The sequence below is a fragment of the Cellulomonas sp. URHE0023 genome, from assembly GCF_000688475.1.
In the GTDB taxonomy this organism is placed as follows: Bacteria; Actinomycetota; Actinomycetes; order Actinomycetales; family Cellulomonadaceae; genus Cellulomonas.
This window is the reverse complement of record NZ_JIAN01000005.1, coordinates 993,441-1,014,737: the sequence shown is the minus strand read 5'-3', so window position 1 is coordinate 1,014,737 and position 21,297 is coordinate 993,441. Positions and strand designations below refer to the sequence as shown.

Annotated in this window: 21 protein-coding genes, 1 tRNA gene and 1 pseudogene; 15 read left to right on the top strand and 8 right to left on the bottom strand. The window is 72.5% G+C overall.

The features are described 5' to 3' along the window. Positions 1-73 precede the first annotated feature (73 nt). Positions 74-1,510: a diguanylate cyclase gene (locus tag N553_RS0105155; protein WP_028045639.1), complete on the top strand. Its 1,437-nt coding sequence runs from the start codon at positions 74-76 to the stop codon at positions 1,508-1,510. A 7-nt stretch (positions 1,511-1,517) separates the two neighbouring features. Here N553_RS0105155 and N553_RS21210 read toward each other — a convergent pair. Further along, a pseudogene (locus tag N553_RS21210) lies at positions 1,518-3,480 on the bottom strand (NHL domain-containing thioredoxin family protein). Between the two features lie 87 nt (positions 3,481-3,567). Between N553_RS21210 and N553_RS0105145 the strand changes: the two are divergent. After that, entirely contained in the window at positions 3,568-4,149 is a 582-nt protein-coding gene (locus N553_RS0105145) for a SigE family RNA polymerase sigma factor (RefSeq protein ID WP_081844368.1), read from the top strand. After that, entirely contained in the window at positions 4,149-5,066 is a 918-nt protein-coding gene (locus tag N553_RS24970; RefSeq protein ID WP_028045637.1) for a hypothetical protein, read from the top strand. Before N553_RS0105145 ends, N553_RS24970 begins: the two co-directional genes overlap by 1 nt. Here the strand turns inward: N553_RS24970 and N553_RS21205 are convergent. Together N553_RS21205 and N553_RS0105130 are read right to left on the bottom strand one after the other, a co-directional pair. Then, the gene (locus N553_RS21205; RefSeq protein WP_231505166.1) at positions 5,063-6,190 is read right to left on the bottom strand and encodes a methyltransferase; all 1,128 of its coding nucleotides are present in this window, start codon (positions 6,188-6,190) and stop codon (positions 5,063-5,065) included. The genes N553_RS24970 and N553_RS21205 overlap by 4 nt on opposite strands. Before the next feature lies 1 nt (position 6,191). Next, positions 6,192-6,797 carry a TetR/AcrR family transcriptional regulator gene (locus tag N553_RS0105130; protein WP_028045636.1) on the bottom strand — a complete coding sequence of 202 codons (606 nt, stop codon included), beginning with the start codon at positions 6,795-6,797 and terminating at the stop codon, positions 6,192-6,194. Positions 6,798-7,020: 223 nt separating this feature from the next. Between N553_RS0105130 and N553_RS0105125 the strand changes: the two genes are divergently transcribed. The 3 genes from N553_RS0105125 to N553_RS24130 all read left to right on the top strand — a co-directional run bounded on the left by N553_RS0105125 (position 7,021) and on the right by N553_RS24130 (position 10,372). Further along, the gene (locus tag N553_RS0105125; RefSeq protein ID WP_028045635.1) at positions 7,021-8,304 is read left to right on the top strand and encodes a helix-turn-helix domain-containing protein; all 1,284 of its coding nucleotides are present in this window, start codon (positions 7,021-7,023) and stop codon (positions 8,302-8,304) included. Positions 8,305-8,598: 294 nt separating this feature from the next. After that, positions 8,599-9,129 carry a DinB family protein gene (locus N553_RS0105120; protein ID WP_028045634.1) on the top strand — a complete coding sequence of 177 codons (531 nt, stop codon included), beginning with the start codon at positions 8,599-8,601 and terminating at the stop codon, positions 9,127-9,129. Between the two features lie 379 nt (positions 9,130-9,508). Continuing rightward, the gene (locus N553_RS24130) at positions 9,509-10,372 is read left to right on the top strand and encodes a hypothetical protein (protein WP_231505165.1); all 864 of its coding nucleotides are present in this window, start codon (positions 9,509-9,511) and stop codon (positions 10,370-10,372) included. On the opposite strand, the gene N553_RS0105110 is transcribed toward N553_RS24130, so the two are convergent. Further along, complete coding sequence (locus N553_RS0105110; RefSeq protein ID WP_051639839.1) at positions 10,369-11,286, bottom strand: transglutaminase family protein; 918 nt, start codon at positions 11,284-11,286, stop codon at positions 10,369-10,371. The two genes, N553_RS24130 and N553_RS0105110, sit on opposite strands and share 4 nt — an antisense overlap. Then, positions 11,283-13,856 carry a circularly permuted type 2 ATP-grasp protein gene (locus N553_RS0105105; protein WP_028045632.1) on the bottom strand — a complete coding sequence of 858 codons (2,574 nt, stop codon included), beginning with the start codon at positions 13,854-13,856 and terminating at the stop codon, positions 11,283-11,285. The genes N553_RS0105110 and N553_RS0105105 overlap by 4 nt, the downstream gene beginning before the upstream one ends. Before the next feature lie 153 nt (positions 13,857-14,009). Between N553_RS0105105 and N553_RS0105100 the strand changes: the two genes are divergently transcribed. The 7 genes from N553_RS0105100 to N553_RS0105070 are packed head-to-tail and all read left to right on the top strand — an operon-like array spanning position 14,010 to position 16,896. Then, positions 14,010-14,456: an Asp23/Gls24 family envelope stress response protein gene (locus tag N553_RS0105100; RefSeq protein ID WP_028045631.1), complete on the top strand. Its 447-nt coding sequence runs from the start codon at positions 14,010-14,012 to the stop codon at positions 14,454-14,456. Positions 14,457-14,503: 47 nt separating this feature from the next. Next, complete coding sequence (locus tag N553_RS0105095) at positions 14,504-14,788, top strand: hypothetical protein (protein WP_034621085.1); 285 nt, start codon at positions 14,504-14,506, stop codon at positions 14,786-14,788. 17 nt (positions 14,789-14,805) lie between these two features. Beyond that, entirely contained in the window at positions 14,806-14,985 is a 180-nt protein-coding gene (locus N553_RS0105090) for a hypothetical protein (RefSeq protein WP_028045629.1), read from the top strand. Beyond that, positions 14,978-15,367, top strand: coding sequence for an Asp23/Gls24 family envelope stress response protein (locus N553_RS0105085; RefSeq protein ID WP_028045628.1), 390 nt, complete (start codon positions 14,978-14,980; stop codon positions 15,365-15,367). Before N553_RS0105090 ends, N553_RS0105085 begins: the two co-directional genes overlap by 8 nt. Beyond that, the gene (locus N553_RS0105080) at positions 15,364-15,897 is read left to right on the top strand and encodes a DUF6286 domain-containing protein (protein WP_028045627.1); all 534 of its coding nucleotides are present in this window, start codon (positions 15,364-15,366) and stop codon (positions 15,895-15,897) included. The genes N553_RS0105085 and N553_RS0105080 overlap by 4 nt, the downstream gene beginning before the upstream one ends. After that, the gene (locus N553_RS24125; protein WP_051639838.1) at positions 15,894-16,472 is read left to right on the top strand and encodes a hypothetical protein; all 579 of its coding nucleotides are present in this window, start codon (positions 15,894-15,896) and stop codon (positions 16,470-16,472) included. Before N553_RS0105080 ends, N553_RS24125 begins: the two co-directional genes overlap by 4 nt. A gap of 46 nt (positions 16,473-16,518) precedes the next feature. Beyond that, positions 16,519-16,896, top strand: coding sequence for a nuclear transport factor 2 family protein (locus N553_RS0105070; protein WP_034620670.1), 378 nt, complete (start codon positions 16,519-16,521; stop codon positions 16,894-16,896). A 31-nt stretch (positions 16,897-16,927) separates the two neighbouring features. Here the strand turns inward: N553_RS0105070 and N553_RS0105065 are convergent, their stop codons facing one another. Both N553_RS0105065 and N553_RS0105060 read right to left on the bottom strand, forming a co-directional pair. Then, on the bottom strand, positions 16,928-17,596 hold the full coding sequence (locus tag N553_RS0105065) for a hypothetical protein (protein ID WP_028045625.1): 669 nt from the start codon (positions 17,594-17,596) through the stop codon (positions 16,928-16,930). Positions 17,597-17,658: 62 nt separating this feature from the next. After that, complete coding sequence (locus tag N553_RS0105060; protein ID WP_028045624.1) at positions 17,659-19,572, bottom strand: glycoside hydrolase family 15 protein; 1,914 nt, start codon at positions 19,570-19,572, stop codon at positions 17,659-17,661. Between the two features lie 56 nt (positions 19,573-19,628). Between N553_RS0105060 and N553_RS21190 the strand changes: the two genes are divergently transcribed. Further along, positions 19,629-20,234 carry a GNAT family N-acetyltransferase gene (locus tag N553_RS21190; RefSeq protein ID WP_051639837.1) on the top strand — a complete coding sequence of 202 codons (606 nt, stop codon included), beginning with the start codon at positions 19,629-19,631 and terminating at the stop codon, positions 20,232-20,234. A gap of 231 nt (positions 20,235-20,465) precedes the next feature. After that, positions 20,466-21,146 carry a hypothetical protein gene (locus tag N553_RS0105050; RefSeq protein ID WP_034620668.1) on the top strand — a complete coding sequence of 227 codons (681 nt, stop codon included), beginning with the start codon at positions 20,466-20,468 and terminating at the stop codon, positions 21,144-21,146. A 46-nt stretch (positions 21,147-21,192) separates the two neighbouring features. Here the strand turns inward: N553_RS0105050 and N553_RS0105045 are convergent. Beyond that, positions 21,193-21,263: transfer RNA gene (locus N553_RS0105045), tRNA-Gly, on the bottom strand. Between the last annotated feature and the right edge of the window lie 34 nt (positions 21,264-21,297).

Below are 21,297 nucleotides of genomic sequence, written 5' to 3'. Positions count from 1 at the left end.
ATGACGGGTGATCTCGACGAGCTCGGGTGCTCGGCGATCGCCGTGAGCGGTTGCGAGGGTCGATGATTGCCCCGTGACGCGTCGCGGCATGTCGACTGAAGGTGCGCGCTCGGGCAGCAGGTCCGTGGCGAGCACCGTCGGCGTGCGCGCCCTCGCGCTCGCGGCGCACCGCCTGGACCGGTGCCGGTCGATCGATGAGGTGGCCCACGTCGCCACGTCGACGGCGCTCGAGGTCCTCGACGCCCAGAGCGTCGCGTTCTGCCGCATCGACCAGGACACCTGCCGAACCGTCGCGGTCGAGCCCCGCCCCACCGACCCGCGACTCGTGTGGCTGTCCCGGGCGTCCTACCGCGCCAACGACCGCCCCGCCCTCCGGGCCATGATCCGCGACCGCGCCAGCTGGGTCGCCCACGCGCGCACGGTCCACGACGAGCCCACGGCCGACGACGACCCCGACGCGGGCGACCCGATCGAGGTCGGCCTGCTGCGGGAGGTCGACGCCGCGAGCGGGCTCGGATCCCCGCTGATCGTCAACGGCACGGTCTGGGGGCAGCTCTGCGCGACGCGCTCGCGACCGGGCACGCCGTTCCGGGTGGACGATGTCGCACGCGCCGAGGTGCTCGCAGCGCTCGTCGCGGGGGCGGTCGCGCGGGTGGACCTCGAGGCGCAGGTCCGCCACCTGGTGGCCGACGACCCCCTGACCGGACTGGCCAACCGCCGGGTCGCCGACTCCGAGGCCGAGTCGGCGCTCGAGTCCGGTCACGAGACGTGCATCGTCATGTGCGACGTCGACGGGCTCAAGCGCGTCAACGACGACCTGGGTCACGACGCCGGCGACGACCTGCTGCGGTCCGTGGCGGACGTGCTCAGCCGTGCCGCCGACGCACTGCCGGGCTCGACCGCCGCCCGCATCGGCGGAGACGAGTTCTGCCTGGTGACCGTCGGACGGCGTCGGGCGGAGGTCGCCGAGACCATGGCGTCGACCGTGGCCGCCTTCCCGCTGCCGCACGGCGCGGCGATCTCCTACGGCATCGCCTCGACGGCGGTCACCGGATCGGTCTCGGCGCGTCACCTGTTCCGGCAAGCCGATGCCGCGCAGTACAAGGCCAAGCGTGCGCGGGCGCGTGCGCTGCGGGCGACGGTCCCGGCCACGGCCGACCCGAACGTCACCGCCGAGCGCGTGCTCGTCGCGGGCTGTGCCGCCGTCGCGGCGTCCCAGCCCGGCGTCGTGCCTCGGCTGTGCGCGTTCGCCGCTGCGGCGACCGAGACGCTCGGCGGATCGACCTGGACCGTTCTGACCCGGCGTGAAGGTGCGTCGCCCGAGGACCCCGCCTCGGCGGTCGCCCGCGGCGGCAGCCCGGCCGAGGTGGGTGCGCAGTTCGCGACCGTCGTCGTCGGCTACGGGCCGTGGCTCGTCGAGATCGGGATGTCGGCGACGGCGGCGACCGGTGACGTCGTGCTGACGTCGCTGGATGCTCTCGCGGGCGTGGCCGTGCGGGGCGCCCGGTAGCCCAGCGCTACCCGTGCAACGGCAGGGTGAGCGTCGTCGCGCCACCCTCGACGAGGCGCACCGGCACGCCCCAGTCCTGCGCGTTCAGATGGCAGGCGGGGTACTCGATCGCCGGGTCGGCGTCGCAGCTCGCAGCGTGCGCGGTGACGTGCAGGACGCCTTCGGGCACGGACGGGTCGAGGCGCAGCACGCGGTCGAGCGGGACGTCGTCACCGGCACCGTCGAGCAGGAGCCCGGGCGGGGTCGAGGAGACCTGCAGACGCGTCGAGGGGCCGTAGCGGTCGTCGTACTTCTGCCCGGTCGCGGGCGTGAAGACGACGTCGAGCCGGACCTCGCCGGGCGCGAGCTCGGTGACGGGACGCTGCGTGCGGTGCGCGCCGTGGTCCTCGAGCCGGCCGACACCGTGCAGCGGCAGCCGGGTGAGCCGGTGCGCGGCGGACTCGACCACGACCACGGAGTCGTCCAGGACCAGGAGCCCGCTGGGCTCCGCAAGGTCGGTCGCGAGCGTGGTGACCTCGCCGGAGTGGTACCGCCGCACGGCGCCGTTGTACGTGTCCGCGACCAGGACCGAACCGTCGGGCAGGACCGCGACACCGAGCGGGTGCTGCAGGCGGGCCTCCGCGGCGGGACCGTCGCGGTGGCCGAAGTCGAACAGCCCTTCGCCGACGGCCGTGTGCACCGTCCGCTCCACCGGGTCCACCCAGCGCAGTGCCGAGGTCTCGGAGTCGGCCACCCAGATCCTGTCGTCGGCACCCACCGCGAGGCCGGACGGCTGCGCGAACCAGGCGTCGTCGAGCGGGCCGTCCAGCAGTCCCTCGTTCATGGTGCCCGCGAGCGCGTTGATCGAGCCCTGCCTGTCGTCGAGCTGCCACAACGTGTGGTTCCCGGCCATCGCCACGACGAACCCGCCCAGCGCCCCCGACCATGCCACGTCCCACGGTGAGGACAGCTTCTGCCGGCGAGGACCGGGCACGAACGGCACGGCGGGCCGCGTGGCGTCCCCGGAGGTCGGCGCCAACGAGGACGCGAGCGCCGCCGACGCGTCACCTGGCTCGCCGATGACCGCCAGCGACGCGAGCTCCTCGTCGAGCTCGTCGTCGAACGGGAGGAAGTTGTCGACAGCGCCGACCATGTACTGCTCGCCGGTCCCGGCCACGGTCGTCACGGCTCCGTCCGCGAGCCGGACCCCGCGCAGCGCGTGGTTGACGGTGTCGGCGACGAGCACGTCGTAGCCGAGCCGGGGCCGCAGCGCCTCGGGCACCAGGCAGAGCCCGTTCGGCTCGCTGAACCGGGCCTCGTCGGGAGGACCGTCCACGAGACCACGTTCGCCGGACCCGATCCGCCGCACCAGCGTGTCCCCGTCGAGCTCGGCGAGGCTGTGGTGCCCTGCGTCCGCGACCAGCAGGTGCCCGTCCGGCAGGGCGATGACCTTGGCGGGGAACCGCAGCGTCCCCTCGGTCGGGGCCGGCGGGACGTACGGACCGTCCCCGCGGTGCAGGCTGCCGTTCGACTCGTGCCGCGCGACGAGCTCCTCGACCAGGATCTCGACGTTGCGCCGGTGCCCCTCGCCGGCCATCTGGGCAACGACGTAGCCCTCGGGATCGATCACGACGAGGGTGGGCCACGCCCGTGCGGTGTAGGCGGACCACGTGATCAGGGTCGGGTCGTCGAGCACGGGGTGGTGCACCTCGTAGCGCGAGACGGCGGCCGCGAGGGCGACCGGGTCGGCTTCGTGCGCGAACTTCGGTGAGTGCACCCCGATGATGACGAGCACGTCGCGGTACCGTGCCTCGAGCTCACGGAGCTCGTCCAGGACGTGAAGGCAGTTGATGCAGCAGAACGTCCAGAAGTCGAGGATCACGATCTTGCCGCGCAGGTCGCTCAGGGACAGGGACCTGCCCCCTTGTGTTCAGCCACCCCCGTCCGACCAGCTCGGACGCACGAACCTTGGGCAGCCGACTCTCACGCACGCGCCCATTGTCCAACGTCGCTGTGGGTCGCCGTGCCTGCTCCGACGTGGGACTCAACCTCTGGCGATCCCCAACCGTGTACTTGTTGTGAGCACCTGTACCCCGCACGCGGAGCCGCCACCTCGCGACGACCTCGTGGCCGACGACGTCCTCGTCGTCTCCCTGCCGGCCCGGTCGAGCTCACGCGACGCGGAGTTCACGGCGTTCATGGCAGAGGCGTCGGGCCAGCTCGCGCGCACGGCCTGGTTGCTCTGCGGCGACACGCACCGCGCGGAGGAGCTGGTCCAGCAGGCGCTCATGCGCACGTACGTGTCGTGGTCGACCGCCCGTGAGCGTGATCCGCTCGCATACACCCGCAAGACTCTCGCGAACCTGCGGATCGACACGTGGCGCAAGCACCGGCGTGAGGTCCTGACGGCTCCCGACGAGGTTCCGGACGGGCGTGTCGACGCCGGGTCGGAGGTCCACGCGGAACGCGACCGGCTCGTGCGGGCGCTCGCCACCTTGAGCGCCCGGCAGCGACGGATTGTCGTGCTGAGGCACCTGGAAGGCATGAGCGAACGCGAGGTCGCCGCCGACCTGGGCGTCTCGCTGGGCACGGTGAAGTCGACGGCGTCGCGCGGGCTCGGGCAGCTGCGCACCGCACTGTCCAGCGAGGGGATGCAGTGATGAGCGAGGACTTCGCACGTGACCTGCGTGCCCGTATCGACGTCATTGCTCCGACGATCGCGGTGGACACCACGGGGGTTGTGCGTGCTGCTCGCCGGCGGCGCACCGCGCGTCGGTCGGGGGTGGTGCTCCTCGCGGTCGTCGCCGTCGGCGGGGCAGCGTGGGCTCCGATGGACCGGCTCTGGACGGTCGCCGTACCGCCAGCGCAGCCCGACCCGCACGGGGTCGTCGCCACGCAGGACGAACCGACGCCGACCCCGACGGTGAGCCCGAGCGACGCGGTCGTCGTCGACGGTTGGCCGGACGCGAAGTTCTGGTATGTCTCAACCGAGATCGTCCAGGGCGGCGAGGTGCATCACGAGGAGAGCTGGTTGGGCCACACCGACCCCGGGATGCTCGTGAGCGAGGGCAACCTGGACACCTACTCGGGCATCGGGCCGTCGGCCTGGGGAACGGTGACCATCGATGGGGCCGAGGTCCTGGTCAGTTGGGACGTGCTCTACACCTTGCCGACCGACCCGACAGAGCTGGAGGCGCTGCTCCGGGGCAGCCTGCAGCCGGACCGCGGCTCGGGGACCGACGACGACAAGGTGCTGGACGCTGTGCACACCATGCTGTTCCGCAGCCCCGCCTCACCGGCGCTGCGCGCCGCGCTGTGGTCGATCGCCGCGGGCCTGCCGGGCACGGTGGTCGTCCCGGCGAGCACGGACTCGACGGGGCGAGCAGGGACGGCGATCGAGTTCACCGCGGGCGAGCTGGCCGGGTGGCGGTGGGTGGTCGACACGGCGACTCTGGCGCCGCTGGAGGAGGCGGGAACCGACGGTCACACCGCCTACCTGGAGTCCAGGCCCTCGGACACCGAGCCGTTGGAGCCGACGCTCGAGAGCAGCGGGTGCGTCGCCTGGGCGACCTGCTAGTCCGTGCGGTCCAGCACGTAGATGCGCGGGTGGTGACCCTTGGCGAACACGCGGACCTGCTCGCGCACGTGCCACAGGGCGTCGGCGTCGCGAACGGCACGCTCCATGATCTTGATCTCATGCGTCAGCACGACCAACCGGGCGCCCGGGGCTGCGGCCGCGTACGCGGCGGTCAGCAGGCCCGCGTGCAGGGCGGCGTTCGACTCGTGCGACCCGTGCAGGGTGCCCCAGGGAGGGTCGGCGAGGATCAGGTCGAACGACCCGGGGACGGGGTCGAGCGCGTCGCCCTGCAGCACCTGCGCGGTGACGGCGGCCGCCCTGAGGTTCGCCGACGACGCGGCGACGGCCTCCGAGGCGACGTCCACGCCGACCGCCGCGGCGGACGGACCCGCGAGCAGCCGTTCGACGAGCAGCGTGCCCGACCCGCACATCAGGTTGAGCACGCGGTCGCCGGGGTCGACGCCGCCGAGCTGCACCATGGCGGCGGCGATGGTCGCGTTCACGGCGCCGGGGTAGTCCGCTACCCGCCAGGGCCGCGCGGAGAGCGGGCGGGGACCGACCCGCACCAGGACGTCCCAGCCGGGATCACCGGACGCGCCAGCTGTGACCCCGCGGCGTACCCGCAGGACCAGCTCGCCGTTCTTCTCGTCGTAGGGCAGCCCTGTGGCCTCGGACAGCAGGGACGCGAGCCGCGCGAAGACCGCGGAGTCGGACCCGGCGGCCTCGAACCGGAAGGAGGCCGAACGGCCGACGCGCTGCGACGACCCCATGGCATCCACGATGCGCTGCAGGTGGTCGCCGCTGGTCAGCGACTTGGGACGCGGAACGTCGAACCGCAGGACGACGAACGCGGCGACGGCGGTCCGCAGAGCCGCGACGTCGGCCAGGGGTCCGAGCAGCGAGATCTCGAGGGCGTCCTCGCGGCCGGGCACGGGTCGGGGCGGTCCGCTGGTCAGGAGCCCCGATGCCTCGTCGGACGCGATCTGAGCCAGGCCCGGCAGGAAGGTCAGCTCGACGGCCACCGACCGCCGGGCGGTGGGCCGGACGCCGGGCCTGCGGGACGTGGGGTGGCTGCCGTGGTGGGCGGGCGGGGCTGCGCTGCGGTTCTTGCGGTTCCTGGGCACGTCAGGCCGGCACGGGTGCGAGGGCACCGACGGCGCGCAGCACGAACTGCTCCGTCTGCTCGATCGCACGGTCTCGCTCCGGTCCCTCGGCGGGCAGGCCGCGACCGGACAGGCACGCGTTGATCAGCGGAACCGTGACGTCGAGGTCCTGCTCCGGGAACGCGCCGGACTCGATGCCCGCGGCCAGGATCCGCCGCAGGATCTGCTCGACCACCACGACGTGCTCACGCACCCGTTGCTGGGTGCCGCGCGAGAGCACCGACCGCAGCTCGGGCCCGGGGGCGAGGTGGTAGACGCGGGTCAGGGCGGCCTGCTGGACCACGTACATCTGGAGCTGCTCGGTGGGGTCGTCGATGTCGTCCAGCGAGCGCTGCAGGGTCGCCGCGTACTGCTCGGTCTCGTGTGTGATGAACCCCAGCAGGAGGGACTCCTTGTCAGGGAAGTGGTTGTACACGGCCGTCCGCCCGACTCCTGCCGCGGCGGCGATCTCGGCGAGCGTGATGGCGTCGAACCCCTGCTCGGCCATCAGCGCGGAGAGCGCGGCGAAGAGCTTCTGGCGCGTCTGCTCGCGGTGCTCGTGCAAGGAGCCGCCGATGATCTTGGGCATGGTGACATCCTCGCACGTTCTGTCATGAACACCGGGGTTCGTGAGGTGGATCTCCCCGGAAGCCCGAGGTGGGTGGTCAGGGGGTGAAGCGAGATTGGGGGGTCAGTGGGTGAAGCGCTGACACGGTGTCACTTCGTAGACTTTCGGTGCGCGCCCGCGGCGAGGACTCACGGCGCCGAAGAGACGCGCAGGTCAGTGCGACGACGAGGTCGACAGGAGTCTGATGACGGAGCTCGCGGACTCCGCTCACGTCAGCGCCGCCCACGAGCGTTTCGTCACCACCGGGCGGTCGCCGGGTCGGCACGTGCGGCGGGTCGTGGCGGAGTCGTGGCGGCGCAGCGTGCGCAGCGGCGTCGACCCCGAGGTGCAGAACGCGCCGGTCGAGCTGGCGGGTCGCTCGCTCACGGCCTACCGGGGCGCGCTCGCCGTCGCCGACGCCATGCCGGTCGTCCGTGAGCTCCTCGTCGCCCCGGGATCCGACGCCGGGTGGGTGACCGCCCTGAGCGACGACGCGGGCCGCCTGCTGTGGGTCGAGGGTGATCAGGGCGTGCGGCGCCAGATGGAACCTGTCGGGTTCGTCGAAGGAGCGGTCTGGCGCGAGGACTGCGCCGGCACGAACGCGCTGGGCACGGCGCTCGAGATCGGCCAACCCGTCCAGGTGGTCGGCTACGAGCACTTCGCGCGCAAGGTCCACCCGTTCAGCTGTGCGGCCGTCCCGGTGCACGCGCCCAGCGGCCAGGTGCTCGGCGTGGTCGACGTGACAGGCGGTGCCATCGTCGCGTCCGCGGTCGTGATGTCCCTGGTCCGGGCAGCTGTCGCGGCGGTCGAGGCCGAGCTCGGCCGCCTCGCCCTGGAGCGCACAGCGGGCGGCGGCCGGCTCGTCGTGCGGCCCGAGGGTGCAGCCGACGCGATGCCGGCGCTGAGGGTGCTCTGTGCCCGTCCGACGGTTCGCATCGGCAGCGTCGACGTGAGGGTCAGCCTGCGGCACGCCGAGATCCTCCTGCTGCTCGCCCGCCACCCGGACGGTTTGAGCGCCGACGAGCTTGCCGTCCTGCTCAGCGAGCAGACGATCTCCGACGTCACGGTGCGGGCCGAGGTCTCACGCTTGCGTCGCATCGTCGGCCCGTTGCTGAGCGAGTCTCGCCCCTACCGGCTGACTGCTCGCCTGCGCACGGACATCGACCTGGTGCGCGACCTGCTCGCGGGCGGCGAGGTCAACGCCGCGCTGTCGACCTACCGCAATCGTGTGCTCGCACGGTCCGTCGCACCCGGTGTCGAGCGGGCGCGCGAGGAGCTCTCGACCGAGGTGCGCGCGGCCATCCTCGCGACGCCAGAGCCTGGCCCTGTGAGCCGATGGGTCGCGTCTGATGAGGGCTCCGACGACTGGCAGGCCTGGGAACGACTGGCGCGGTTGGCGCCGCGCGGCACGCCGGCCCACGTCCAGGCGCTGGGCAGGCTCGACCTGCTGGCGCGACGGCTCGGCGCACGCCGCCCGGGCGGCCGGTAGCCCGGGGCTACGGACCCGAACGGTTGCAACGGTCCTGCAACCCCCCCACGCCTACCGTCTGAACCAGCGGAGCCCTCAGGGGGCTGAGCTCCGACGGAACGGGCGATCGAGGCGACGGACCGCACGATGTGGCCTCCGCCGGCGTGTGCTCGCGAGGGGCGGGCGCCCGCCGGGCCGCTCGGGCGACGGGTGGAGGGGACTCGTCGCCCGAGCGGACGGCATGTGGCCGGATCTGGTCGAATACCGGCGGTTCGTCGCTGGGCGGTGGGTCGACCGGCAGCTAGCCTGCTCCGCGTGACGACGAACGCGATCCCTGAGCCCGACACCAAGGACTGGACCTGGGTGCTCGCGCAGCAGTGCCCGGAGTGCGGATTCACCGCCGCCGCGATCGAGGGACCGGCCATCGGTGGCACGGTCCGCGAGCTCGCGCCCCGCTGGGCTGCAGCGCTCGCCCGCCCCGACGCCCGCGAACGACCGGCTCCCACGACCTGGTCCACCCTCGAGTACGGAGCGCACGTGCGCGACGTGCTGCGGATCTTCGGGGGGCGCCTCGAGCTGCTGCTCACCGAGGACGACCCGCTGTTCGAGAACTGGGACCAGGACGCGACGGCGCTCGCCGACCGGTACGACCTGCAGGACCCGGCGGTCGTCTCAGCCGAGCTGACGGCCGCGGCGGACGTGCTGGCGGCGCGGTTCGACAGCGTCGCGCCCGACCAGTGGGAGCGTGCGGGAACGCGTTCGAACGGTTCGCAGTTCACGGTCCTGACGCTCGGGCAGTACTTCCTGCACGACGTCGTCCACCACACGTACGACGTCCGCGCCTGAGCCCGCGTCGGCGTGTCGTCCGGCGTGTCACCGCGGTGGTGACCTGGGGCGGCTGTGGAGGGCTGAGCGCGGGGCGTCGCGCTGGTTATCCACAGCAGTTGTCCACACCGTGTGTGGCGAAGGAGCAGGCGCCGACGCGGCAGGACGGGCGCGCTTGGGCCCCAGTACCCACACACGACGGCTCTTGTCCACAGGCCCTGTCCACAGCCCTGTGCACAGGCGCCCGGATCGGTGGACGAGCGCTCGATCGGAGCCGCGGGAACCGGTCTGACCTGCAACCCCGGCGGCGCGAGGGTGTGGGCACGCAGCGCGACTCGCCGGGCGGAAACACGCCCGCATCAATTGATGTGTACGGTCCGCGGCCATGGAGCAGGTGCCGGTGAGACTCCCCGAGCAGGTCGACGGCAGGAACGTCCTCGTCCTCCCCCGAGGTGCCGACCCGATCGCCCTCGCGACGGCCTGGTTCCAGGAGGCGTCGTGGGCGCGGACCCCCGTGGCCCGGACCCGGCGCCAGACCGGCGCGCGGTTCCGCGGCATGGTCGCCGAGGCGCCGACGGTTCCCGGGCTGATCGCGCTAGCGCCGGGCCTGGCCCTGGAGGGGCCGACGGAGATCGACAGCGACCACGCTCGCGAGGCCGGTCTGGGCGCCCGGGACGTCGACCTGTACGCGCTGGACGTGGCCGAGGGCGTCGACGTCACCCTCGTCTACGGCTGGATGTCCGCGGCGGCGCGGCGGGTCGGTGGAGCGATCGTCCCGGCCGACCGTTCGCGCCTCGTCAGCCCGGACCCCGGTGCGGCGGTCGACCTCACGCTCTGGTCACCGCTCGCACTCACCGGACGGGACGCCCGACTCCTGGTCCGACCGGCGATGAGCGGCGCCCGCGTGGGCCCGCCCGTCGAGCCCGGCGCCGGTGCCATGTCCGTCACCGCGACGTTCGAGTACGACGGAGCGGTCACCGTGCGACTGGCCCGGTCCCGGGAGATACCGGTCGCCCTCTCTGCGCTCGACGTCGGCGAGTACGGCCCCTGGGCCTACCAGGTCACCTGGGAACCGCTCGAACCCGACGAGCTGCTCACCGAGTCGCCCTCACCGCTGCACGTCATCGCGCGCTCCCGCGTCCAGCAGTCGGTCGCCCGGATCGCGGCGGCGCTGTGGAGGGGCGCGGGGGGCACGGTGGTGGATAGCGGCGGTTTCGTCGTGCCGCCGGGTGAGCTGCTGGACCTGGCGACCGCCGCCCGCTAGTCGAAGCGCGGGCTGCCGGCGGGAGCGAGGTCGACGGCGACCTTGAGGTGCGAGCCGGAGCCCTCCGTGAAGACGACACCGCGCAGGGGCGGCACGTCGTCGTAGTCGCGACCCCAGCCGAGCAGGACGTACTGGTCGTTGACCAGCTGGTCGTTGGTGGGGTCGACCTCGACCCACCCTGCACCCGGGACCCATGCGGACACCCAGGCGTGCGACGCGTCGGCGCCGCGCAGCTTCTGCCGTCCGGGTGCGGGGCGCGTCTCGATGTAGCCGCTCGAGTACCGGGCGGGCAGCCCGTGGAGCCGCAGGGCCGCGATCATGAGGTGCGCGAAGTCCTGGCAGACGCCGGCCATCTGCGCGAGGAGCTGCGCCTGCGTGGTGTGGACGGTGGTGCTCCCCGAGCGGTACGCCAGCTCCGTGCGGATCCGGTGGGCCAGCTCGACCAGCACGTCGGCGAGCGGCTTGTCCTCCGCGAAGGTCGGTGCCGCCCACTCGCGGACCTCGTCGGCGAACGAGACGTGCGCCGACGGCAGCACTGCCTCACGCAGGTCGGCGAGCTCGGGGTCCAGCCGGTCTACGTCGCCCGCGGCCACCCGCCGGGCGACCTCCTGCCACCCGATGCGTGGCAGGGACTCCGCCGACGGCGTAGGGCGTGTGACCTCGATGGTGGACCGGGCGGTCACGACGAGCGTGGTGTGGGGTGTGGTGACCCCGAAGTACGTCGTCCGGTTGCCGTAGTAGTCGACGTGCGCGGCGGTGTCCGACGGTTCCGGCGAGATCTCGACGACCGTGTCGACGCACACCTGACCGGGAACGTCGCGGGGCGTCATGGTGGTGCGGCCGTACGAGTCGGTGACGACGTTCGCGTAGACGTAGGTGGTGCGGTGCACCAGGTCGTACCGGCGGGTGGTCATGCGGCACCGGTCCGGGCGTCCCAGGGGTCCTCGAGCGACTGGCTCGGCGCAACCTTGGCGAAGTGCACCCGCTCGATCTCGTCGGCGGTCGACTGCAGGCGCCACAGCATCGACTCCAGGGCCTCCGCGAGCCGCTGCCGTCGGCCCTCGTCGGAGGTCGCAGCCACGAACGTGACCGTGTCGAGCTCGTCGAGCAGGTCGACGACGTCGGACAGGAGGTGGTCGCGCTGGTCGGGGGAGCGGCCGGCCAGGGGGATCAGGGCGAGCGCCTCGCGCAGGCGGTCCAGCTGGAAGGCGAGGGACCGCGGGTTGGTGCGGTCGTGCAGCAGCAGCTCGAGCACGTCGGCGGCGGTCGGCACGGCCTGGTGGCGGCGACGGTAGGTGATCGCGGACTCGTGAGCCAGGAGCAGGGACTCCAGCACGAGACCGTCGACGTCCGAGGCCCGACGCTGGACCACCGAGGCGAGCAGGCTCTCGATCAGGTTCTGAGCGCGCTCGATGCGTCGCCCCGCTTCGAGGAAGTCCCAGCCGACGTCCCGCACGAGCCCTTCGGCTGCGATCCCGGCGACGGCCAGGAGACCCTCGAGCACCCTGTCGAGCACCGTCCGCAGACCGGCGGTGGCTGTGTCCGCGGTGTCCGCACGCAGCGCGCCCAGGTCCAGGAGGTCGTTCTGGGTGCGGCCGCGTGACCTGCTGCGTTCGTCGCGAAGTGCGCGGTCGATCCGCCCCAACGGCCCGAAGGTGTCCGTGGAGAGCTGGTCGCGGACCGCGGCGGCAGAGGCGCCGAGCATCCGGATCGACCGTGCGACCGTGCCGACCGCCTGCCGGTCCAGGACCAGGTCGCGCAGCGACGGCGCCTCGCCGAAGGGCTCTAGCAGCACGTGCAGGGCCCGGCCGCCGGCCGATGCCGGCAGGCGGTGGAAGTCGTCCCAGCGGTCGATGACCACGCGCAGCGCACGGGACGTGTCCTCGGCGCGCTCTGCGTACCGGCCCATCCAGTACAGGTTCTCGGCGGTGCGCGGCGAGATGCCCGTCGCGGGTCGCCGGGTCTGGGCCGCCTCGCCTGCGGAGGACTCGTCGGACGGTGCCCATGGCTCGAGCTGGGCCTCGGACTGCGACGACAGGACCCACACGTCCTTGGCGGCCGCGCCGAGCGCCGACGACACGACGTGCCCCTCGGCGACCCTGGCGAGACCGCCGGCCATGACGGTGTAGGAGCCGTCGTGCGCGACCGCGTACGTCCGCAGCACGGCCGCCCGAGGGCCGAGGTCGGGCGGACCGACCCCGTCGGAGGCGGGCAGGTCGCTGCCGACGCCGACGGGTGTGCCGTTGACGATCGGACCTGCCGGGCCGACGGGCTCCTGTCCCACCCAGAGCCACGGCTCGGCGGCGATGCGGGCCGCGAGCTGCTCTCGCTCCCGGTGGCTCAGCGTCCAGCCGAGGATCGTCCCGACGTCGGTGCCGCGCACGGTCGGCAGGATCACGAGCTCGTCGAGGCGGGAGACCACGTGCTTGAGCGAGCGCTCCTCACCGCACCACCAGGTGGGCGCCGACGCGAGCAGGAGGTCCTGGTCGAGCACGACCCGGGCCAGCCGGGGCAGGTAGGTGAGCAGCGCCGGGTTCTCCAGCACCGAGCTGCCGAGCGGGTTGACCACGCTGACGGCGCCCGCACGCACCGCGCGCACCAGGCCCGGGACTCCGATCCGCGAGCCCTGCCGCAGGTCGAGCGGGTCGCACCACTCGGCATCGACGCGGCGCAGGATGACGTCGACCGGCTCGAGACCCTCGATGCCGCGCATCCACACGCGGCCCTCGCGCACCAGCAGGTCGGGCCCTTCGACGAGCGGCAGCCCGAGCATGCTGGCGAGGTACGCCTGGTCGAACGCGGTCTCGCTGCTCGCGCCCGAGGTCAGGAGCACGATGCGCGGGTGCTCGGCCTGGCCAGGGGCCACGGATCGCAACGCAAGGCGCAGGGACCGGAAGAACGGGCCGAGCCGCTGGATCGACGCCTGCCGGTACACCCCGGACAGGACCTGCGCGACGACGCGCCGGTCCTCCATCGCGTACCCGACGCCGCTGGGTGCCTGCGTCCGGTCGGCGACGGCGCACCAGGCGCCCTCGCCGTCTCGCACGACGTCGGTCGCCGTGAGCACGAGCTCGCGTCCGCCCGGCAGCCGCAGCCCGTCGACCGCCCGGGCGAAGCCCGGGTGCCCGAGCACCACCGTCGGCGGAAGCATCCGGTCGGTGAGGAGCCGGCGCGGACCGTAGGCGTCCTGCAGGATCGCGTCGAGCAGCTCGGCGCGCTGCACCAGGGCGGTGTCGAGCCGGGCCCACTCGGGTTCGTCGATCGTGACGGGCAGCGGGTCCAGGCGCCACGGGTGGTGGTCGCCGTCGGAGCGGTCCGCGCCGTAGGTGACGCCGTGGTCCGCAAGGAGCCGCTCGGCCTCGTCGCGTGCGTGCGCCAGGGCCGGGGCGGTGGGCACGTCAGCGGGGTCCGGCAGCCAGGACCAGTCGGCCGCGTGCTCCTGGACGCCGCCCGAGGGACGCGGCGAGGAGAGCAGGTCGGTCACAGGCAGAGTCTTCCCTACCGAGCCGCGGTCGGTACGACTCAGGCTGCGGTGAGTTGGCGCACGCTCACCGCTCGCGCTCGCGCGTTCGCGGGCGCACTGTGAGAACGGCGAGGAACCACCTCGCCGTTCCCATCCCAGTCGAGCGAGGCCACGATGAGCGAGACACCCCCCGGCAAGGCCGCCAACCCACGCCGTCCCAGCGCCCTGGTGAGCGCGGAGGGCACCACCACGATCGCCGACACGGTGGTGAGCAAGATCGCCGGCATCGCCGCCAAGGAGGTCACCGGCGTCTACGCGCTCGGCGGCGGCGGGGGACGCGCCCTCGGCGCGATCCGCGAGCGGATCCCGGGCGCACGGACCAACCACGCGCAGGGCGTGTCGGTCGAGGTCGGTGAGACGGAGGCAGCAGTCGATCTCGACCTGGTCGCGGAGTACGGGGTGTCGATCGCCGACCTCGCGACCGGCATCCGTCGCAACGTCATCAGCGCTGTGGAGCGCATGACCGGCCTGACGGTGGTCGAGGTCAACGTGGTGGTCAACGACGTGCACCTGCCCGAGGAGGACGTCGAACCCGTGGTGGTCGAGGCCCGGGTCCAGTGACGGATCCGGCGACGCGGCCGAGGACCGACCCGGCACACGAGGTGGTCGTGGTCGGGGTCGAACCGGCGAACCTGGCCGAGGAGGTCGAGGCGGTCGTCCTGGCGCTGCCCGGTGTGGTCCGCCTCGACGGCGGCCGGTTCGGCGGCCTCGGCACCTACCTGCCCGGCCGGCGCGTCACGGGCGTCCGTTTCGACGACGGCGGAACCGAGGTGCACGTCGTCGTCGACGGGTCCGAACCGGTCCGGACGACCGCGGGCCGCGTGCAGCGCGCGGTCTCTGCCATCGCCCCCATGCCGGTGCACGTGCACGTCGAGGACATCGACGTCGTCTGATGAAGAGGAGCTGACCCATGTCGTCTGTTGCCACCGGGCTGTTCGCGGGCATCCTGCTCGCGCTCGTCGCCGCCATCGGCGGCCTGTCCATGTTCCTGCTCGCCGTCGTCCTCGGGGGGATCGGCGTCGTCGTCGCGCTGGTGCTCGACGGGCGCCTGGACCTGAGCGGGGTCGTCGTCGGGCGGCGCCGTGGCTGAGACCGCCCCACCCGAGGACCAGGTGGACACGCAGGTCATCGAGCCGCTCGGCGAGCGGGCGATCGCCCCGACGCCTCGCGGCACCCTGACCATCACCGACCACGCGCTCGAGCGGATCGCGGGGCAGGTGGCGCGCGGCGTCCCAGGCGTCGCGCCGAGCACGCCGAAGGTCGAGTGGCAGCGTCTTGGCCACCGGGCGCGGGTGTCGTTGGAGATCGCGCTCGTCTGGCCGTCGTCGGCCGCCGACGTCGCTCGCGAGGTGCAGACGTCCGTCGGTCGTGAGCTCGTGCGCCAGGCCGCGCAGGACCTCGACGCGGTCACGGTCACCGTCCGCGACGTCGTCCGGCCCGCGCGGGCCGCCGCAGCACCGAGAGTCCGATGAACTTCGCGCCCGCCCCAGAGGCCACGCGCGCCGGCCGGGTCGGCTGGGTCGGTGTCGTGCTGTCGATCCTGGTGATCGCCCTGGGCGTGGTGGTGATCCGTGACGCGCTGGTCGTCGGTGGGTACGTCGACGGGGAGACGTGGCTCGTGCCGGTCATCGACGGCGCCGACGGCATCGAGCCCTCGGCGGCGACGACCGCGGGCGGTGTCGTCGTCGCGCTTCTCGGTCTGTGGCTGGTGCTCGTGGCCCTGGGGCGCCGCGTGCGCACACGGGTGCCGCTCGATGTCCCGGGTACGACGATCGGTGTCGCCGACGTCGCCCGCCTGGCAAGCAGCGCCGCGTCCGACGTCCCGTACGTGCTGTCCGCGCAGTCGTCGGCGCGCCGGTCGTCGGTGTCCGTGAAGGTCACTGCGCTGGAGGGCGACGATGTCGACGCTGATGTGCTGGCGGCCGTCCAGCAGCGGCTTGCACCGCTCGCCAAGCCGGTCACGGTCCACGTCTCGACGCGACACGTGGCAGGCGTGAGATGAGGCGCGGTGCGCTGGCGGTCGACAGGGTGGTCGTCCTGCTGCTCGGGCTGGTGCTGATCGCGCTGGGCGTGGCCGTGGTCGGCTGGCAGGCGGGGTTCCTGGAGGACGTCTGGCCGTCGGTGCCGCCGTCCGTGCAGGTGGACTCGAGCGAGGTGACCGGCACGGGCAGCTTCGTGGTCCTCGCGGTCGCCGCGGGGGCGGTTCTCGTCGGTCTGGGCGGGTGGTGGCTCGCTGCGCACATTCCCCGTCGGGGGGTGGGGCCTCTGCGTCTGCCGCCGGGCGACGTGCCCGGGGTCCTGACGGTCCTGCCCGCGCCGGCGGTCGCGACGGCCGCCGACGTGCTGGCCGACGAGCCGGGCGTCCTCTCGGCCCGCGGTGCCGTGCTGACGGACCGGAAGCAGCGCGTGGTGCGGCTCCGGGTGGCGGTCTACCCGGATGCCGACCTCGCATCGGTGATCGCCTCGTGCGACAGGGTGCTCGCCGACCTCGCGGTCGTGCTCCCGGACGACCAGCTCAGGTCGCGCCTCGAGCTGTCGGTGCGTCGGGAGGCTTCCGAACGAGCGCGGGTGCAGTGAGGCGCAGCACGGGCTGAGCGGACAACGGACCGGGAGGGGCACGGACATGGGCAGGGATGCGGTCGCGGGGTGGATCGAGCGGTACGAGCAGGCGTGGCGATCGCAGGACGTCGACGTGCTCGACCGCCTGTTCACGCAGGACGCGCGGTACCTGCGCTCGCCGTACGACGCGGAGCCGCTGGAGGGTCTCGACGCCATCCGAGGCTTCTGGCTAGACCCGACCCCGTTCGAGATGACCGCGACCGTGATCGCCGCTGACGGGCCGAACGCGGTGGTGCGCGTGCTGGTGCAGTACACGGACGACGAGGCGCAGGAGTACCGGGACCTGTGGGTGCTCAGGTTCGCGCCCGACGGACGCGCGGAGCACTTCGAGGAGTGGGCGTACTGGCCCGGCAAGCCGTACACCGCCTCCTCCGACGGGTGATCGCCGACCGGATCCCATCGCCGGGGAAAGGTCAGGTGGCCGCCTCTGGCGCGCCGCCACGCCTCACGCGGTAGCCGCGAAGCACCCGTTGCTCGTGCACGGTGTCGAGGACCTCGACCATCCGCTCTGCCAGGTCGATGAGGTCGTCCCTGTCATCGTCGGGAAACGGGTCGTCGATCGGTGTGGAGGTCCACTTGTAGTGCACGAACCTGTTGCGTGACTCGGCGACGGTCCGGATTCCCCTGGCCGCGTCGGGGTCGAACGCCTCGTCGAAAACGAGGCGGAACGTCGATCCCGTCTTCTGGTGGAGGCTGGCGGTCTTGATGATCTCCGACGCCTCTCTGGGGTCGAAGCCCTTCTTGCCCAGGCCCCAGAGCAGCAGGTAGTTGAGCTTGTGCTCGATCCACGTCGCGTACATCATCACGGCGAGCTCGAGCTTCGCCGGCCCGAACTCCCGCGCCGCCGCGAGCAGCTGGTCCTCGTGACTGATCGAGATCACCGACTGCGCGATCAAGCTCGGGTCGGAGTCCAGGCGCTGGAGCACCTGCGCGTTGATCTCAGCCTCGGACATCCCCGTGGGATCGATCAGCCCTGCGGCGATCATCCCCTCGAGGAACGACTCGACCAGTCGACGCGCAAGGTCGAGATGTTCCGGGCCGAGCCGAAGCGTGTCGGGCTCGTCACCCGGCGTTGCGTCCATGCAGGCAACCCTAGGGTGAGCGCTTCCGGTCAGTCGGGCACGGGTGCTGTTCCTCGTGGGGCTCAGCCGCCGCGGTTGGGCGGCTCGAAGTGGACGCCGTCGTGGCCCGCGGTCTCCTCGGCGCGGATCACGTGGACCACCGCGTTGATGAGCGCCAGGTGCGTGAACGCCTGCGGGAAGTTGCCCAGGTGCCGGCCGGTGCGTGGGTCGATCTCCTCCGCGTACAGGTTGAGCGTGCTGGCGAACGAGAGCAGCCGCTCGCACAGGGCCCTGCCGCGTTCCAGCTCGCCGATCTCGACGAGTGCGGACACCAGCCAGAACGAGCAGATCGTGAACGCACCCTCCTCGCCGGACAGGCCGTCGTCGGTCTCCTCGACGCGGTAGCGCAGCACGAGGCCGTCGGCGGTGAGCTCGTCGGCGACGGCGAGCACCGTCGCGCGGACGCGCGGGTCGTCGGCCGGCAGGAACCGCAGGAGCGGGATCAGCAGGAGCGAGGCGTCGAGTGCGTCGGAGCCGTACCGCTGCACGAACACGCCGCGCTGGTCGACGCCGTTGGTGCAGATGTCCGCGTGGATCTCGTCGGCGAGCTTGCTCCACTGCTCGGCGAAGTCGTGCTCGTCGTGCATGCGCGCCAGCCTGGCGCCGCGGTCCAGGGCCACCCAGCACATGAGCTTGCTCGACGTGAAGTGCTGCGGCTCGCCGCGGACCTCCCAGATGCCGCGGTCGGGCTCGTGCCAGTGCTTGATCGCCGCCTCGACCTGCCGTTTGAGCACGGGCCACAGCGCCTCGGGCAGCTGCTCGCGAGACCGCGTGTGCAGGTAGACGGAGTCGAGCACGGCGCCCCAGACGTCGTGCTGCTCCTGGTCGTAGGCGGCGTTGCCGATGCGCACCGGCTGCGCACCCTCGTAGCCGGACAGGTGACCCAGCTCGAACTCCTCGAGCTTCTCCTCCCCGCCGACCCCGTACATGATCTGCAGGTCCTTGTTGTCCCGGCAGACGTCGTGGATGAACGCGAAGAAGTCGTTGGCCTCTCGATCGAGGCCCAGCGTGTAGAGGCCCCACAGCGCGAACGTCGAGTCGCGGATCCAGGCGTAGCGGTAGTCCCAGTTGCGCTCGCCGCCAGGGGTCTCGGGCAGTGACGTGGTGGCGGCCGCGAGGAGCGCACCCGTCGGGGCGTACGTCAGACCCTTGAGCGTGAGCGCGCTGCGTTGCAGGTAGGTGCGCCACGGGTGGTCGGGGAAGACTCCCTGCGTGATCCACTCGCGCCAGAACTCCTGCGTCCGCCACAGCTGGTCGGCGGCGGCCTCCCAGGTTGTCGGCGCGGGCAGCGGCGACCAGGACAGTGCGATGAACGCCTTGTCGCCGTTGGACATGCGGGTGCGGGCCGACGCGGTCCGGCCGTCGATGCCGAGACGCAGGCTGCTGGTCAGGCGCAGGGTCGGGCCGGCCTCGGACTCGGCGTAGACGGAGTTGTAGCCGGTCCCTTCGTACGCCCAGCGGGTCCCGTCCCGGCCGTAGTCGTGCGCCGGACCGCACTCGACCTCCAGGTCGACGGTGCCGCTGACGCACGTGACGGTCCGCAGCAGGATGTGCTCGGCGTCGTTGTCGGTGGGCGTGCGGCGGTGCGTGACCGAGCGCTCGTCCTGGTTGTGCCACGGGCCCATGACCATCGCGTCACGGACGATGAGCCAGCCCGTCGGGGTCTGCCATGTTGTCTCCAGCACGAGCGTTCCGGGCAGGTAGCGGCGCGCCGACGGGACCCGCGTCCCGTGCGGGCCGACGCGGAACGAGCCAGCGCCCCGGTCGAGGATCGACGCGAAGACGCTCGGTGAGTCCGGCCGCGGGACGCACATCCACTCGACCGCGCCCGCGGGCGAGATCAGGCAGTTGGACTCGCAGTCGGACAGGAACGCATAGCTCGCGATGGGCGGAAAGGCGGAGCGATGCGTCTCGGGATGGTCCGTGACCGTGGGCATGACCTCAGCGTCGTCCTGCCGAGCGCCGTTGTCAGCAGGGATGGCAAAGTCGTCACATGCCCGAAACGATCCGGCCCTTCCACACGTCTGACCTGCCGGCGCTCTACCGCATCTGCCTGCTCACCGGTGACGCGGGTGTCGACGCGACCGGCTTGTACCGCGACCCCGACCTGCTCGGACACCTCTACGCCGGTCCGTACCCTGTCGCGGACCCCGGCCTGACGTTCGTCGTGGTCGACGACCTGGGGGTCGCGGGCTACGTCGTCGCGACGGCCGACACCTACCCGTTCCAGCGCTGGCTGGAGTCGTCGTGGTTCCCGGTGCTGCGCGCCGAGCACCCGCTCGGGCAGGATCCCCAGGACGGCACGCTGGACCACCGGCTCATCCGCACGATCCACGACGCGAAGCCGGTCGACGAGCCTCTCTACCGGAAGCACCCGGCGCACCTGCACATCGACCTGCTTCCGCGCGCCCAACGCCGCGGGCTCGGGCGCCGGCTGATCGAGACCCTGGCCGACGCCTTGCGTGACCGGGGCGTCCCCGGGCTGCACCTGGGCGTCGATGCCCGGAACGTCGGCGGGAGAGCGTTCTACGAGCGCATCGGCTTCGCGGACGCCGGGCCTGACGGGGGTGCCCGGATGCTGACGCTCGATCTGCTGTAGCGCCTGACCGCAGGCACCAAGAGCCGTTGATGACACGTGTCATGACGGAATTGACTCCGAGCCCGACCCGGGTGCATCCTGTTCCCGACGTCGTAGGGCCGTGCTCCTGGAGGGCGGAGCGCGGCCCTACGCGCTCATCAAGTGCCCGTCGTCGGAACGTCGGTCACGCCCACCCGTTGCCCTCTGGGCCCGACGGACGGACACTGACCGGACCACCGGTCGGAGGTCACCATGCGCACCCGCCCCGCACCCAGCATTCCCGACGTCCTGCCCGAGCTGCGGCCCGGCAGACATCGCCGCCCCGAGCAGGGCGGCTGCCTCATGGAGTGGACGAGCGTGCTCGCGGGCGAGCGCTGGAGCGACCACCCCACGTGCACCCACCCACTCCTGTCCCACCTCGCCCGCGTGGTGAACGACCTCGTCGACGACGGCGGCCGCGCCGGCCTGACGCGGTTGGTCCCGGACCTCGTCGGCACGACGAGCGACGACCCGGCGTGGGCGCTGGAGATCGCCGACGTCGCCGCCCGTCACGCGTTGCGCGTGGCGCGCGCGGACGACGTCCGGGTCCTGGCCGTCGCGCTGATCACCGTGGACCGGCTTCTCGAGCCGTTCGACGGGCGTCCGTCCGAGATGCGTCGTCGCACGACCGTCGACGCGCTGGCGGCCGTGCCGGAGGAGGCTGCGTGGGCCGAGCGGTTCACCGCCAAGATGGGCACGCCTCGCCGGATTCGTGGGCTGCCGCGGGGTGTCGTCGACGTGTCGTTGGCGGCGGTGGCCGTCGGGCGACGGCCCGACGCGGACCTGGTCGCGATGCTCGTCGATGCGGTGAGCACCTGCCGTGCCCTGCTGCCGCGCCGCGACGACGCCGCGGTGCCGGCCGGACGGGAGCTCGCCGACGCGAAGGCCGGCTGACGGGGCGCCGGGCCGAGGGAGGCCGCTAGCCGTTCTGGAAAGTGGGAGCGGGTGACGAGAATCGAACTCGCGCTATCAGCTTGGGAAGCTGAAGTTCTGCCACTGAACTACACCCGCGTTGCCGTTCTGGGGACGTCCCCTCGTCAGCCCG

Bases quoted from the DNA above. Each gene is read 5' to 3' on its own strand.
- N553_RS24970 (WP_028045637.1), top strand. From the start codon at position 4,149: ATGAGCGAGGACTTCGCACGTGACCTGCGTGCCCGTATCGACGTCATT.
- N553_RS0105130 (WP_028045636.1), bottom strand. From the start codon at position 6,797: ATGCCCAAGATCATCGGCGGCTCCTTGCACGAGCACCGCGAGCAGACG.
- N553_RS0105125 (WP_028045635.1), top strand. From the start codon at position 7,021: ATGACGGAGCTCGCGGACTCCGCTCACGTCAGCGCCGCCCACGAGCGT.
- N553_RS0105110 (WP_051639839.1), bottom strand. From the start codon at position 11,286: ATGACCACCCGCCGGTACGACCTGGTGCACCGCACCACCTACGTCTAC.
- N553_RS0105100 (WP_028045631.1), top strand. From the start codon at position 14,010: ATGAGCGAGACACCCCCCGGCAAGGCCGCCAACCCACGCCGTCCCAGC.
- N553_RS0105090 (WP_028045629.1), top strand. From the start codon at position 14,806: ATGTCGTCTGTTGCCACCGGGCTGTTCGCGGGCATCCTGCTCGCGCTC.
- N553_RS0105080 (WP_028045627.1), top strand. From the start codon at position 15,364: ATGAACTTCGCGCCCGCCCCAGAGGCCACGCGCGCCGGCCGGGTCGGC.
- N553_RS24125 (WP_051639838.1), top strand. From the start codon at position 15,894: ATGAGGCGCGGTGCGCTGGCGGTCGACAGGGTGGTCGTCCTGCTGCTC.
- N553_RS0105070 (WP_034620670.1), top strand. From the start codon at position 16,519: ATGGGCAGGGATGCGGTCGCGGGGTGGATCGAGCGGTACGAGCAGGCG.
- N553_RS0105065 (WP_028045625.1), bottom strand. From the start codon at position 17,596: ATGGACGCAACGCCGGGTGACGAGCCCGACACGCTTCGGCTCGGCCCG.
- N553_RS0105060 (WP_028045624.1), bottom strand. From the start codon at position 19,572: ATGCCCACGGTCACGGACCATCCCGAGACGCATCGCTCCGCCTTTCCG.
- N553_RS21190 (WP_051639837.1), top strand. From the start codon at position 19,629: ATGCCCGAAACGATCCGGCCCTTCCACACGTCTGACCTGCCGGCGCTC.
- N553_RS0105050 (WP_034620668.1), top strand. From the start codon at position 20,466: ATGCGCACCCGCCCCGCACCCAGCATTCCCGACGTCCTGCCCGAGCTG.